We start from the raw sequence: 13280 nt of genomic DNA, 5'->3' as shown, positions 1-13280 counted from the left end.
CCTGTCGCCGTTCGAGGAATTCCAGCGCTACAAGACGCATCCGTCGATCCGCGCGTTCCTCGAAGGCGGCAAGCGCGTGTCGTACGGCGCACGCGCGATCACCGCGGGCGGGCTGCTGTCGCTGCCGAAGACGGTGTTCCCGGGCGGCGCGCTGATCGGCGACGACGCGGGCTTCCTGAACGCGTCGCGGATCAAGGGCAGCCACGCGGCGATCAAGACCGGCATGCTGGCGGCCGACGCCGCGTTCGACGCGGTGCAGGCCGGGCGTCAGAGCGACGAACTGAATGCCTATCCGGACGCGTTCAAGCAGTCGTGGCTGTACACCGAGCTGTATCGCGCGCGCAACTTCAAGCAGTGGATGGCGAAGGGGCTGTATCTCGGCACGCTGATGGTCGGCCTCGAACAGAAGGTGATGGGCGGCAACGTGCCGTGGACGCTGCACCACAAGCACGCGGATCACGAGACGCTGAAGCCTGCGTCGCAGTGCGAGCCGATCGAGTATCCGAAGCCGGACGGCAAGCTGACGTTCGACCGGCTGTCGTCGGTGTTCATCTCGAACACGAACCACGAGGAAAACCAGCCGGCGCACCTGACGCTGAAGGATGCGAACGTGCCGGTAAACGTGAACCTGCGCACCTACGCGGGGCCGGAAAGCCGGTTCTGCCCGGCGGCCGTGTACGAGTTCGTGAAGAACGACGACGGCAGCGATCGGCTGGTGATCAACGCGCAGAACTGCGTGCACTGCAAGACCTGCGACATCAAGGACCCGACGCAGAACATCGTCTGGGTCACGCCGGAAGGCGGCGGCGGACCGAACTACCCGAACATGTAATGCGTGACCGCGCATGCGTGCGCGACCGAACTGGAGAGAGATGATGAGTCAAGCAGCAAAGGAAGTGGTGGTGGTGAGCGGCGTTCGCACCGCGATCGGCGATTTCGGCGGCAGCCTGAAGGACTTCGCGCCGACGGAGCTCGGCGCGAAGGTCGTGCGCGAGGTGCTGTCGCGCGCGAACGTGCCCGGCGACGCGGTCGGCCATGTCGTGTTCGGCCACGTCGTGAATACGGAACCGAAGGACATGTATCTGTCGCGCGTTGCGGCGATCGACGGCGGCGTTGCGCAGCACACGCCCGCGATGAACGTGAACCGGCTGTGCGGCTCGGGCCTGCAGGCGATCGTGTCGGCCGCGCAGACGATCCTGCTCGGCGATGCCGACGTCGCGATCGGCGGCGGCGCGGAGAGCATGAGCCGCGCGCCGTATACCGTGCCGGCTGCGCGCTTCGGGCAGCGGATGGGCGACGGCAAGCTCGTCGACATGATGCTCGGCGCGCTGCACGACCCGTTCCAGACGATCCACATGGGCGTGACGGCGGAAAACGTCGCGCGCAAGTACGGCATCACGCGCGACGACCAGGATGCGCTCGCGCTCGAATCGCATCGTCGCGCGGCGCGCGCCATCGCGGAAGGGCGCTTCAAGGACCAGATCCTGCCGATCGCGATTCGCACGCGCAAGGGCGAAGTGCAGTTCGATACCGACGAGCACGTGCGCAACGACGCGAGCGCCGACGATTTCACGAAGCTCAAGCCGGTGTTCCAGAAGGAGAACGGCACGGTGACGGCCGGCAACGCATCGGGCATCAACGATGCGGCGGCGGCCGTGCTGATGATGAGCGCGGATGCGGCGCGCGCGCAGGGCGTGAAGCCGCTCGCGCGGCTCGTGTCGTATGCGCATGCGGGCGTCGATCCGGCCTACATGGGCATCGGCCCCGTGCCGGCGACGCAGAAGGCGCTCGAGCGCGCGGGGCTGACGATCGCCGATCTCGACGTGATCGAGGCGAACGAAGCGTTCGCCGCACAGGCGTGCGCGGTGACGAAGGAGCTGGGTCTCGATCCGGCGAAGGTCAACCCGAACGGCTCGGGCATCTCGCTCGGCCATCCGATCGGCGCGACCGGCGCATTGATCACGGTCAAGGCGCTCTATGAGCTGAAGCGCATCGGCGGCCGCTACGCGCTCGTGACGATGTGCATCGGCGGCGGGCAGGGGATTGCGGCGATCTTCGAAAACCTTCAATAATCGAGCGCTCAGCACCCGACCACAGGAATCGTCATGGCAATCGAAACCGTAGGCGTCATCGGCGCCGGCACCATGGGCAACGGCATCGCGCAAACCGCGGCCGTTGCGGGACTCAACGTCGTGATGATCGACGTCAACGACGCGGCGCTCGCGAAGGGCGTCGCCACGCTGAAGGGCAGCCTCGACCGGCTCGTGTCGAAGGACAAGCTCGACGCCGCGACGCGCGACGCCGCGCTCGCGCGCATCGAGACGTCGACCGACTACCAGCGGCTGGCCGCGGCCGACATCGTGATCGAGGCGGCCACCGAGAACGTCGAGCTGAAGGCCCGCATCCTGAAGCAGATCGAAGCGGTGGTGCGTGCGGACGCGATCGTTGCGACCAACACGTCGTCGATCTCGATCACCGCGCTCGCCGCGCCGCTGGCCGACCCGTCGCGCTTCGTCGGCATGCACTTCTTCAATCCGGTGCCGCTGATGCCGCTCGTCGAGATCATCCGCGGGCTGCAGACGAGCGACGCGACCGCGGCCGCGGTGCGCGCGCTGACGGAGCGCTTCGACAAGTCGCCGATCGGCGTGCGCAACTCGCCCGGGTTCGTCGTCAACCGCATCCTGGTGCCGATGATCAACGAGGCGTTCTTCGTGCTCGCCGAAGGGATCGCGTCGGCCGAGGAGATCGACCAGGGGATGAAGCTGGGCGCGAACCATCCGATCGGGCCGCTCGCGCTCGCGGATCTGGTCGGGCTCGACGTGTGCCTCGCGGTGATGGACGTGTTCCTGAAGGACTTCGGGGATCCGAAGTATCGTGCGTGCCCGCTGCTGCGCGAGATGGTGACGGCCGGGCGCCTCGGGCGGAAGACGGGGCGCGGGGTGTACGACTACAGCGCGTGATGCTGCCGCATCGTCGCGACGGGCCGGGGGACCGGTCGTCGCGGCGATGCATGCTTTCCGGCATTGCCGTTATCGGCGCAAATAACCGCTACGCTTCAAGCACCGCCAGATCCACCGGCAACGTCCGCTTGAACATCGCCAGCCTTTGCCTTGCCGCTTTCGGCGGCAACCCGATCGCGTAGCGAACCGCCGCCGCGATCAGCACCATCGTCAGTTCCGAGAACGCGGACAATTGCGCACCGCGCGCGTCGGGCGCGATTTCGCGCAGCCGCTCCGTCAGCAACCCCGCCAGAAACGCACCGTCCGCCTCGTCGAGCGCCTGCAGCGCCCGGTCGGCCTGCGTCGCGCGCCAGATGTCCCGCATCAGCGGTTCGTCGACGAACATCCGGTAATAGCTGTCCGTGATGCGGCACAGTGTGTCGTGCAGGTCGTCGATCCGCTTCATCCTGGACAGGTCGCGCCGCACGCATTCGTGCCCGAGCGCGTTGTAGCGTTCCGCCAGCGTGCCGATCACGGCCGTCTTGTCCGGAAAGTACTGGTAGAGCGAGCCGAACGCGATGCCGGTCCGCTCGACGATGTCGCTCATCCGGAACGCATCGCAGCCCTTCTCGACCATCACCTCGGCCGCGCACGCGAGAATGCGCTCGAAGCGCTCGCGGCTGCGCTGCTGGGTCGGAACGAGCCGCGCGCGGCCGGGAACGCTCGCGACGTCGTCGCTGCCGGTCTGCTCCGATTTTCGCGTCGCCATGCCGCCTCCGGAAAAAACTTGATCTTTCAAATGCGAGAGTCTATCGTGTTTTAAAAACGCGAGATATTCTCGCTTTTACAAAGGAGATGCTCATGGCAACGCTTTCCGTCATCATCGTCGGCAGTTCCGGCAAAACGGGCGCGCGTGTCGATGCACGCCTGCGCAAGCTGCTCGGCACCGCGTTCGACCGGGCGCATCCCGACACGTGGAGCGCCTGACCCATGCGCGCGCTCGTCACGCTGGTCCTGCTGTGGTTTGCCGCGATCGGCTGCGGCTTGATGGCCGGGGTTTATTTCGCGTTTTCGACATTCGTGATGACGTCGCTCGGCCGCCTCGCGCCGGCGGCCGGCGTTGCCGCGATGAACGCGATCAACGTCGACATCGTCAGGTCGCTGTTCATGCCGGTCTTTCTCGGCACGACGCTGGCGTCGCTGGCGCTGGCGATCCTCGCGCTGCTTAACCGGGGCGACCCCGGCGCGCTATGGATCGTCGCGGGCGGCGCGATCTACGTGCTCGGCATGTTCGTCGTCACGATGGTCTTCAACGTGCCGCTCAACGACGCGCTCGCCGCGATCGATGCGTCCGGCACGGAAGGGGCCGCGTTCTGGGCGCGCTACCTGCGCGACTGGACGGTCTGGAATCATGCGCGCACGGCGGCATCCGCGGCGGCGTGCGGCTTGTTCATCGCCGCGCTCGCGGCGAGATAGCGCCGCCGCGTGACCGTATCGCACGGCCTATGCGTAGAACGCCGACGGCGGCACGCCGAAATGGCGCTTGAACATCGCCGAGAACGCGCTCTGGCTGCTGTAGCCGTGGTCCATCGCGACCGTGAGCACCTTCTCGCCATGCGCGAGCCGCTTGAGCGCGAGCAGCAGCCGCGCCTGCTCGCGCCAGCGGCGGAAGCCGAGCCCCGTCTCGCGCTGGAAGCCGCGATGCAGCGTCCTGACTGAAATGCCGGCGATGCCGGCCCATTCGGCGACCGTGCGCAGGTCGTCTGGGGCGGCGACGAGCGCATCGCAGATCGTCCGCAGCCGCGTGTCGTGCGGCCACGGCAGGTAGAGCGGCAACAGCGGTGCGGCCGTCACCTCGGCGAGCAACAGGCGCATCAGGTGGTCGTGGCGCGAGCCGGGCGCATAGTCGAGCGGGACGTCGACCGCCGCGAGGATCAGTTCGCGCAGGAGCGGATGCACTTCGACGACGCAACTGCGTCCGGGCAGATGCTCGACCGCCCCGGGCTCGACGAACACGGTCCGCATCTCGACGTTGCCGCTCATCTGCACCGTATGGTCGAGGCCCGCTTCGAGCCAGACGCCGCGCGTCGGCGGCACGATCCACGACGCGCCGTCGGACTGCACGTGCATCACGCCCTCGATCGCATAGAGCAGCTGCGCGCGCCGATGGCGATGCGGTGCGATCCAGGTGCCGTGAGGATACGACGCCGCCATCGCGGACACGGGCATCGGCGTCGACTCGTATGGCAGGTGCGCATCCTCGTGCACGGGCTGGGTTGGCCGATTGGCGACAGGTCGTGACATGTTGGCGTGAGACAGGCAGTTGGCGGGCAGGCACGATGACGCTTCGATTCACGTCAGCTGAATACAACGATATTAATCCGTCGCACGTTATGAACAAGATCACGCTGTTTCGTCACCGCGCAATCGCGCAACGTTTCCCGGCGCAGTTGCGTCAATCGCGAGGAGCACGGCAATGAGCGCCGATCCGCGGATGCAGGAACCGATTCCGTCGCCTGAAGGCTTCATGTTCGGCCTCGCGCACAAGCTCGACCGGATCGCGGCCGCGCTCGAAGCGATGACCCGCACCGCGCGTTCGACCGACGTCGATTTCGACGCGGCCGTCGCGTTCCGCTGGCGCGGCTTCGACAATCCGCAGCGCGCCGCGCCGCTTGAACCGATCCCGTCGCCGGCGCTGATCGCGTTCGATGCGCTGCGCAACGTCGAGCGGCAGGCGGCCGTCGTCGAACGAAACACCCGGCAGTTCGTGCAGGGCCGCACGGCGAATCACGTGCTGCTGACGGGCGCGCGCGGCACCGGCAAATCGTCGATCGTTAAGGCATGCCTGCACGCGTTCGCGAAGGACGGGCTGCGCCTGATCGAGGTCGGCAAGGACGGGCTGAAGGATCTGCCGGCCATCGTCGAGCTGGTTCGTGCGCGACCCGAGCGTTACGTCGTGTCTTGCGACGACCTGTCGTTCGAGGCCGGCGAGACCGGATACAAGGAACTGAAGACCGTGCTCGACGGATCGGTGGCGACCGATCTGTCGAACGTGCTCGTGTACGCGACGTCGAACCGCCGGCATCTGCTGCCCGAGCACGCGAGCGACAACGCGGACGTGTCGCGCGCGGAGAACGGCGAACTGCATCCCGGCGATGCGGTCGAGGAGCGGATCTCGCTGTCCGAGCGCTTCGGCATCCGGGTGACGTTCTATGGCTTCACGCAGGAACAATACCTGGCCGTCGTCGAAAGCCGCCTGGCCGCCGCCGGCTTCGATGCAGAGCAGATTCGCGCGGCGCGCGAGCCCGCGTTGCAGTGGGCGCTCGAACGCGGCGCGCGGTCGGGCCGGATCGCGGCGCAGTTCGTGCTCGATCATGCGGGGCGGTTCGATGTGGCCGAGGCGGGGGGCCAGCGCCAACTGAATCAAGCATAGCGAGGAGGTAAGCTTTACTGCATTTCCAGCAATCTAAAAACAAGAGACGCTTTCCCCTGCATCACTGACCAATCGGCCATCAAAGTAAGTTCGGCCTTTCTGCCCTCAGCCCACAATTGGCATGCGATGCGCCGCGATCTTGAGTCGGCATCGGTTTCGAATATATCGAATGGAATTCTGCCCGTATTGTCCGGGACAAATGCTAAATCATGCGGCGGCAAATTCAGGTCCTCGGCAGCAACTCCGGATCGCCGCAACTCATCTTCAATTTCCTCGAAAATATCACGAGTCACCCCGAATTTAATCAGTTCATCTGCTATTCCGATCTGGATTCCTTTTAAAAGATCACTCATGAGCCGATAGGTTTCATCCCGATCGAACGCTTGCATATTTCATGTCCTCCGTTTCACCGGAGCATCATAGTAACCGTACTTTGGCAGTGAGCTTACCGCCGCACGCTTCATCAAGCGCGCAGCGAGCGCATCGCCATTCCCGGGCCTCCGCGCCCGGCGGATCGAATCAATAAGCCCCGTCGCTCGCGCTTGCGTCGGTCACGATCGCGACGCCCGAACTCGTGCCCAGCCGCGTCGCGCCGGCGTCGATCATCGCGACGGCGGCCGCGCGGTCGCGCACGCCGCCCGACGCCTTCACGCCGATCTCCGGCCCGACCGTGCGGCGCATCAGTGCGACGTCCGCGAGCGTCGCGCCGCCGTGGCCGAAACCGGTCGACGTCTTCACGAACGCGACTCGCAGCTCGCGGCAGATCCCGCAGACGCGCACCTTCTCGTCGTCGGTCAGCAGCCCGGTCTCGAGGATCACCTTGAGCGGCACCGGGCCGCACGCGGCCTGCACGGCGGCGATGTCCGCCGTCACGTCGGCGACGCGGCCGCTCTTCAGCGCGCCGAGATTGATCACCATGTCGATTTCGCCGGCGCCGGCCTCGATCGCGGCCGACGCTTCGAACGCTTTCGCGGCAGAGAGGCCCGCGCCGAGCGGGAAGCCGACGACCGCGCACACGTTGACGCCCGTGCCGGCAAGCTCGCGGGCCGCGAGCGGCACGTTCGCCGAATTGACGCAGACCGAGTAGAAGCGGTGCTCGGCCGCCTGGCGGCACAGTTCGCGAATCTGCGCGTCGCCGGCGTCGGCCGCGAGCAGCGTGTGATCGATGGTTTGGGCGAGTTGGGCGTTGGAAAGCGGCATGTTTCAGACTCCACTGAGCGGTGCGGCGGTCCCGCCGCACGAAAAGTTGATGTTTTCACATCGGTTTGTTACAAATACGACATTTCGGCCGGGCGCTGGCGTCCGGCCCGACGAGCGGCTGGCAAGCAGGGCACGAGCATGGAAACGAAGAAGGGCGAACGGATCAAGACGCTGATGAACGTGCTGCAGGGGCAGAACGCGATCCATCTGCGCGAAGTCGCCGAGCTGTTCGGCGTGTCCGAAATGACGATCCGCCGCGATCTCGCCGACAATCCGCACGGCGTCAGCCTGATCGGCGGCTACGTGACACGCCATTTCGCCGCGCAGCGCAGCGACATCGGCGAATACCTGATCAGCGCCGAGAACAACCGGCAGACCGAGGAGAAGCGCCGGATCGGCAAGCTCGCCGCGCAGTTCGTGAAGACCGGCGACACGATCTTCGTCGATTGCGGCTCGACCACGCCGTTCGTCGTCGACTTCATTCCGGACGACCTCGAATTCACCGCCGTCTGCAATTCGCTGAACGTGTTCGCGAAACTGCAGCAGAAGCCGCACTGCAGCGTGATCCTGTGCGGCGGCACGTATCACCGCAAGAACATGGTGTTCGAGTCGGTCGCCGAATCCGGCATTCTCGACACGATCCGCGTGTCGAAGGCCTTCATCTCGGCGGCGGGCGTCAGCGACCGCTGCGGCGTCACCTGCTTCAACTTCCACGAAGTCGATGCGAAAAAGAAGGTGATGCAGCACGCGCAGAACCGCTTCCTGCTCGTCGATCACACGAAGTTCGACGAAGTGCGCGCCGCGTACTTCGCCGAGCTGACCGACTTCAACTACGTGATCTCCGACGGGCAGTTGAGCCGCCGCTACGAGACGGCGATCCGCGAGCACGGCATCGCGCTCGTGACCTGACGCACGGCTTGCGACGTCACGCATGCGGCGCTTCGCGGAAGTCGTCGCGCCGCAGTTCGATTTCGCCTTGCATATTCAGGCCTCCGACGGATTGCGCGCGTCGGCGTAGCGCGCGTTCGCATGCTCGGCCGGGGCCACGTCCGGCGTGGCGGCGGGCAGGTGCCGCAGGCAGTGGAAGCCGTAGTAGACGATCACGACGAAGCACGCGAGCGGCACGACGAACGCGAGCTGCATGTTGCCGCCGGTGTGGTCGGAGATCAGCCCCTGGATCAGCGGCACGACGGCGCCGCCGACGATGCTCATCACGAGGATCGAGCCGCCGTACTCGGTGTCCTTGCCGAGGCCGTCGATCGTGAGGCCGTAGATGGTCGGCCAGCACGGGCCGAGGAAGATGCTGACGCCGACCGCCGCGTACACCGCGGTGATGTCGTGCACGCTGATCGTGTACGCGAGCAGCGCGATGCACAGGATGCCGTAGACGATCAGCACCTTGGCCGGGCCGACGCGCTTCATCACGAGCGTCGCGATCAGCTTGCCGACGAAGAACGCGAAGAACGTCGCGAGCAGGTAGCGCGATGCGCCGCGCTCGGTGAGCCCGCCGATCTGCATTGCGAGCCGGATCGTGAAGCTCCACACGCCGACCTGCGCGCCGACGTACAGGAACTGCGCGACGACGCCCGCGACGAAGCGGCGGTTGCCGGCGAGGCGCGCGAGCGTGCCGCGCGCGTCGACGCGGTGCGTCGCGGCGTCCGAGCCGTTACCCTTGCAGGCCGGGTACGGCGTCAGCGCGAACACCACGAACACCGCGGCGAGCACGGCGATCAGCCACCGGTACGGCTCGAGCGTGGCCCGGATCATCGCGAGCTGGTGCAGGTGCGCGTCGGCGGCCGACATCGCCGCGAGCTGCGCATGCGACGCGTCGCCTTCCTTGAAGATCAGGAGGCTGCCCATGACCACGCCGGCCATCGCACCGAACGGATAGAACGTCTGCGAGATGTTGAGCCGCCGTGTGCTGGTTGCGCGCGGCCCCATCAGCGTCGAGTACGAGTTCGACGCCGTCTCCAGGAACGACAGGCCCGCGGCGATCACGAACAGCGCGACGAGGAACATCCCGTACTTCGCCATCGACGCGGCCGGGAAGAACAGCAGGCAGCCGATCGTGTACAGCAGCAGGCCGACGAGGATCGTCGTCTTGTAGCTGAACTTCTTCACGACGGTCGCGGCGGGAATCGCGACGAAGAAATAACCGAGATAGAACGCGGATTGCACGAACGCCGATTCGAAATCGGACAGGAAGAACGATTTCCTGAACTGCGCGATCAGCACGTCGTTCAGGTTCGCCGCGGTGCCCCACAGCGCGAACAGGCAGCACAGCAGCGTGAACGCGAAGAGGGGCGTGCGGTTCAGGTAATAGCCGTCGGGTGTGGGTTCGATTCTGGCTCGGCTCATGGGTGTCTCCTTCCCGGGTTGTCTCGTCTTTGGACGTCGCGTCGCGGCCGTCAGAGTCCGGCGTCGCGCATGAAACGCTCGAAGGTGGCGGCGTCGGCATACGACTTCTGCGTGCCGAGGCCGGTCACCGAGTGCGCGGCATACGCGCACGCGTAGCGCATCGCGGCGGCGGCGTCGCGCGATTCGACGTAGTAGCGCGCGAAGCAGCCGATGTACGCGTCGCCCGCGCCGGTGGTGTCGCGCGCGTCGACGCTGACGCCCGGCACGTGGCGCACGCCGTCGCGCGACACGAGCAGCGAGCCTTTGTCGCCGAGCGTGACGATCACCTGCCTGAGCCCGCGCTCGACGAGCGAAGCGGCGGCGCGCGCGGCGGTTTCGGGCGAATCGACGGGCATGCCGGACACGATCGCGAGCTCGGTTTCGTTCGGGACGAAGAATTCGACCGGGCGGATTCGCTCGAAATCGAGGTCGGGCACGGCCGGCGCGGGATTCAGCAGCACCGGTATGCCGTGCCGCGCACCGAACGCGATCGCGTGATAGACGGTGTCGAGCTCGATCTCGAGCTGCAGCACGATCAGCGCGCATTCGCGCAGCTTCGGCGCGGCTGCGTCGATGTCGGCGGGCTTCAGGTGGCGGTTCGCGCCCTTGATGATCAGGATGCTGTTGCTCGAATCGGGCTCGACGAAGATCGGCGCGACGCCGCTCGGCACGCCGGGCACCTTGCGCACGTGCTCGGTGTCGATGCCGGCGTGCGCGAAGTTGCGGATCGTGTTGTCGGCGAACACGTCGTCGCCGACTTTCGTCACCATCACGACCCGAGCGCCGAGGCGCGCGGCCGCGACGGCCTGGTTCGCGCCCTTGCCGCCGCAGCCGAGCTCGAAGCCGGGCGCTTCGAGCGTTTCGCCGCGCACGGGCATGCGGGTGACGTAGGTCACCAGGTCGACCATGTTGCTGCCGATGACCGCGATTGTCTCCATGTGTTGTTTTCCTTGGAATGATTTGGGGCGGATGCGGGGGAAAGGGCGGTCCGCGCATGTGTGATAATAAAATCACACAAAATGTGAAAATGCAATCTTCAGATGTGATGGGTGTCACGGGTGGGCATTGCTGCCGCGCGCGGCCGTTCCCCAAAATTGAAATGACCCTAAGAAATCAGGCGGGTCAGTGTGGATTGCCCCTATAACCCGAGGCCACCTATAATCGCCATCAACTTGTCCAAGATGTCGCGGTTACCAAGGTGAGGGGGTGTCCAAATGGGACAGTGCCGTCGCATCTATTCGCGCTTCGTCCTCGCAAGCTCGATCGTCGGTCTGGCAAGTCTGGCAGGCCTCGCGCACGCCGAGGACAGTCCTTCGAGCTCGCCGACCGGGTTCAAGCCATCGGAAAGAACGATCGACGTCTATGCGGTGTACGGCAACGGACGCGCGACCGAGGGTGGCGATATGCGTTGGCGTGCCTACGAAGTCGGCTTCGGCGACGTCCTGAATGACTACCTTTCGGTCTACCTCGCGTATGTGAACGAGGGGCATCCCAGCGATCACCACCGTGACGGCTTCGCCGCCCTGGGTTCGTTTCGTTGGCCGGTCGGCGATCGCCTGGCGCTCGAATTGTCGGCTGGGCCGTATTTCAGCATGGACACGACGCATGTCGACAACCAGCCGCGTAACGAAAAGCGATGGGGCGTGCGTGCCTCAGCGGCAGTGCGGTATTACCTCGTTCCCAACCGCTTCTTCCTCAAGGTGCAGTACAACCACATCCAGATGATCGACGGATTCAATTCCGACGCGGTGCTCTTCGGCATCGGCTCGGATTTCGGCGGCGATCCTGGCCCGGCGTTTTCGGACGGCAAGACGCAGGTTAGCGTTTGGGCCGGGACGTCGCAGACGAACCGTCCCCAAGTGCCGATCGAAAAGGGGTATATGGTCGAAGTCAAGCGGCCGCTCGGCAATGCGTGGGCCTATTCGGCGAGCTTCGTCTACGAAGGCAACAACGGCGTCGCCGGCCGAAGAGGTGTGGCGGCGCAATTCTGGTACGTCGCGCCGATCAAGATCAAATGGACGCTTTCGGCAGGTGTAGGTCCGTATCTCTCGCATGATCGTGACGAGGTCTCGAGCAAAACGAGACTCAATGCCTTGCTCAGCGCGCAGGTGACCTATCAGGTCACGAACGATTGGGCGGCGAGCTTGCGCTTCAATCGTGTCGCAACCGGCAACAACAAGGATCAGGACATGTTCATGGTCGGCCTGGCGCGCAACTTCTAGGGTCTCATTCTCACGCGTAGGCCCATTCCGTTCAGAGCGTCGAGAAGCGTTGCGGTTTGGGCTTGCAGGAAAGGCGCGGGAATACTACTTCGGGATCCGCGGCACACGTTTCCGGCCCGTTGTCCGGATGTCCGCGCTCGAGGGGGTATCGAGCGGCGGAGGTGAATGCTGCGCGCTTTGACGCGCGACCAGGCATCAGAGCACCCGCTCCGACAACACACGAAACGCAACGCCCGGAACGACAAAACAGAACGGCGCGCCAACCGCGCCGATCCGCTGCAGGAACTCGCCATGGCCAACCGGCTCCACCGTCCTGAGCGGCTCGACAGCCTCGACGTCGATCGGCAGGTCGATGCGCGCATGCGCGAGGCCATTGCAATCCTCGACATGCGCAACCGCACCATGCTGCAGGCACAGGAACGTCACCGCACTGCGCCATGAATCGAAGAACGGCGCGAGTTCGTCGGGCAGCGTGCGTTCGGAAATCGTCTCGGCGACGCAGCGAAAATCCGGCGCGCTGCCGTCGCCGCCCGCGAGCAGCGTACTGAATCGTCCGTCACGCGCCGCATGCTCGAAGCGCTGCGCGAGATGCGACGGCAACGCGTCGCTGAACAGCCGGCTGCCGAGCGCATAAAGCGGATGGTCGAAGACGTTCTTCACGAACAGGACCGTCGATTCGGCCGGCTTCCGTCCCGCAAGCGTATCGACGTAAAGCCGCCAGTTGCTTTGCAGCGGCGACGGAAAGAGGCGGCGCAGCGGGCCGGCGGCGCGCGGGCCGAAGTGGCGGTGCGCGTAGGTCAGGATGGTGAACGGCGTCTTGCCGTCGCGCGCGGCGAGCCCGACGCCGGGCGGCACCAGATGCGCGACGTCAGCGAGATCGACGAGCCACGTGCAATACACGACGTCCTGCACGTCGCTGGCGAGTTGCAGGAACGGCAGCCGCGACAGCAGCGCGCGGCGGGTGCGCAGCAGCGGACGGCTCGCGACGACCCGGTTGGCGAGCCGGCCGACGATGCCGGCGGACGGATGAACGAATGCGTTGGTATAGGACATGGCCGTTGTTGTCGTGATGGATCGATGCGCGACGCG

The 13280-nt window shown here is 65.7% G+C and carries 15 protein-coding genes; 8 read left to right on the top strand and 7 right to left on the bottom strand.

The genetic code is table 11. From position 1 onward, the window contains the following. The 3 genes from HWX31_RS11190 to HWX31_RS11180 form a co-directional block, all read left to right on the top strand. Window positions 1-832, top strand: an 832-nt coding sequence (locus tag HWX31_RS11190) for an electron transfer flavoprotein-ubiquinone oxidoreductase (protein ID WP_175933910.1), incomplete at its 5' end; no start/stop codon positions are given. Between the two features lie 43 nt (window positions 833-875). Beyond that, a complete protein-coding gene (gene bktB, locus HWX31_RS11185) occupies window positions 876-2072 on the top strand; it encodes a beta-ketothiolase BktB (protein ID WP_010091542.1) in 1197 nt (398 codons plus the stop codon). 33 nt (window positions 2073-2105) lie between these two features. Next, window positions 2106-2960, top strand: a complete 855-nt coding sequence (locus HWX31_RS11180) for a 3-hydroxybutyryl-CoA dehydrogenase (protein WP_042585741.1) — start codon at window positions 2106-2108, stop codon at window positions 2958-2960. Between the two features lie 88 nt (window positions 2961-3048). On the opposite strand, the gene HWX31_RS11175 is transcribed toward HWX31_RS11180, so the two are convergent. After that, window positions 3049-3708 (bottom strand): TetR/AcrR family transcriptional regulator, encoded by a 660-nt coding sequence (locus tag HWX31_RS11175; RefSeq protein ID WP_174961646.1) that lies wholly within the window; start codon window positions 3706-3708, stop codon window positions 3049-3051. Window positions 3709-3800: 92 nt separating this feature from the next. On the opposite strand from HWX31_RS11175, the gene HWX31_RS35180 reads away from it, so the two are divergent. Both HWX31_RS35180 and HWX31_RS11170 read left to right on the top strand, forming a co-directional pair. Next, window positions 3801-3926, top strand: a complete 126-nt coding sequence (locus tag HWX31_RS35180) for a hypothetical protein (protein WP_279613146.1) — start codon at window positions 3801-3803, stop codon at window positions 3924-3926. A 3-nt stretch (window positions 3927-3929) separates the two neighbouring features. Beyond that, complete coding sequence (locus HWX31_RS11170; RefSeq protein WP_174961648.1) at window positions 3930-4415, top strand: anthrone oxygenase family protein; 486 nt, start codon at window positions 3930-3932, stop codon at window positions 4413-4415. Window positions 4416-4442: 27 nt separating this feature from the next. On the opposite strand, the gene HWX31_RS11165 is transcribed toward HWX31_RS11170, so the two are convergent. After that, window positions 4443-5243, bottom strand: a complete 801-nt coding sequence (locus tag HWX31_RS11165) for an AraC family transcriptional regulator (RefSeq protein WP_174961650.1) — start codon at window positions 5241-5243, stop codon at window positions 4443-4445. A 172-nt stretch (window positions 5244-5415) separates the two neighbouring features. On the opposite strand from HWX31_RS11165, the gene HWX31_RS11160 reads away from it, so the two are divergent. After that, window positions 5416-6372 carry an ATP-binding protein gene (locus tag HWX31_RS11160; RefSeq protein WP_174961652.1) on the top strand — a complete coding sequence of 319 codons (957 nt, stop codon included), beginning with the start codon at window positions 5416-5418 and terminating at the stop codon, window positions 6370-6372. 14 nt (window positions 6373-6386) lie between these two features. Here the strand turns inward: HWX31_RS11160 and HWX31_RS11155 are convergent, their stop codons facing one another. Then, window positions 6387-6761: a hypothetical protein gene (locus HWX31_RS11155; protein WP_174961654.1), complete on the bottom strand. Its 375-nt coding sequence runs from the start codon at window positions 6759-6761 to the stop codon at window positions 6387-6389. A gap of 130 nt (window positions 6762-6891) precedes the next feature. Further along, window positions 6892-7572, bottom strand: coding sequence for a deoxyribose-phosphate aldolase (deoC, locus tag HWX31_RS11150; RefSeq protein WP_174961656.1), 681 nt, complete (start codon window positions 7570-7572; stop codon window positions 6892-6894). Between the two features lie 138 nt (window positions 7573-7710). Between deoC and deoR the strand changes: the two genes are divergently transcribed. Further along, entirely contained in the window at window positions 7711-8481 is a 771-nt protein-coding gene (gene deoR, locus HWX31_RS11145; RefSeq protein WP_059610072.1) for a DNA-binding transcriptional repressor DeoR, read from the top strand. A gap of 75 nt (window positions 8482-8556) precedes the next feature. Here deoR and fucP read toward each other — a convergent pair whose 3' ends face one another. Both fucP and rbsK read right to left on the bottom strand, forming a co-directional pair. Then, on the bottom strand, window positions 8557-9930 hold the full coding sequence (gene fucP / locus HWX31_RS11140; protein ID WP_174961658.1) for an L-fucose:H+ symporter permease: 1374 nt from the start codon (window positions 9928-9930) through the stop codon (window positions 8557-8559). Between the two features lie 50 nt (window positions 9931-9980). Beyond that, entirely contained in the window at window positions 9981-10907 is a 927-nt protein-coding gene (gene rbsK, locus HWX31_RS11135) for a ribokinase (protein WP_174961660.1), read from the bottom strand. Window positions 10908-11183: 276 nt separating this feature from the next. Between rbsK and HWX31_RS11130 the strand changes: the two genes are divergently transcribed. Further along, window positions 11184-12191 carry a hypothetical protein gene (locus HWX31_RS11130; protein WP_059657096.1) on the top strand — a complete coding sequence of 336 codons (1008 nt, stop codon included), beginning with the start codon at window positions 11184-11186 and terminating at the stop codon, window positions 12189-12191. A gap of 195 nt (window positions 12192-12386) precedes the next feature. Here the strand turns inward: HWX31_RS11130 and HWX31_RS11125 are convergent, their stop codons facing one another. After that, window positions 12387-13244: a DUF2071 domain-containing protein gene (locus tag HWX31_RS11125; RefSeq protein ID WP_174961662.1), complete on the bottom strand. Its 858-nt coding sequence runs from the start codon at window positions 13242-13244 to the stop codon at window positions 12387-12389. Between the last annotated feature and the right edge of the window lie 36 nt (window positions 13245-13280).

It is taken from the genome of Burkholderia ubonensis (genome assembly GCF_902833085.1).
GTDB lineage: Bacteria > Pseudomonadota > Gammaproteobacteria > Burkholderiales > Burkholderiaceae > Burkholderia > Burkholderia ubonensis.
This window is presented reverse-complemented; position numbering and strand designations above follow the sequence as displayed.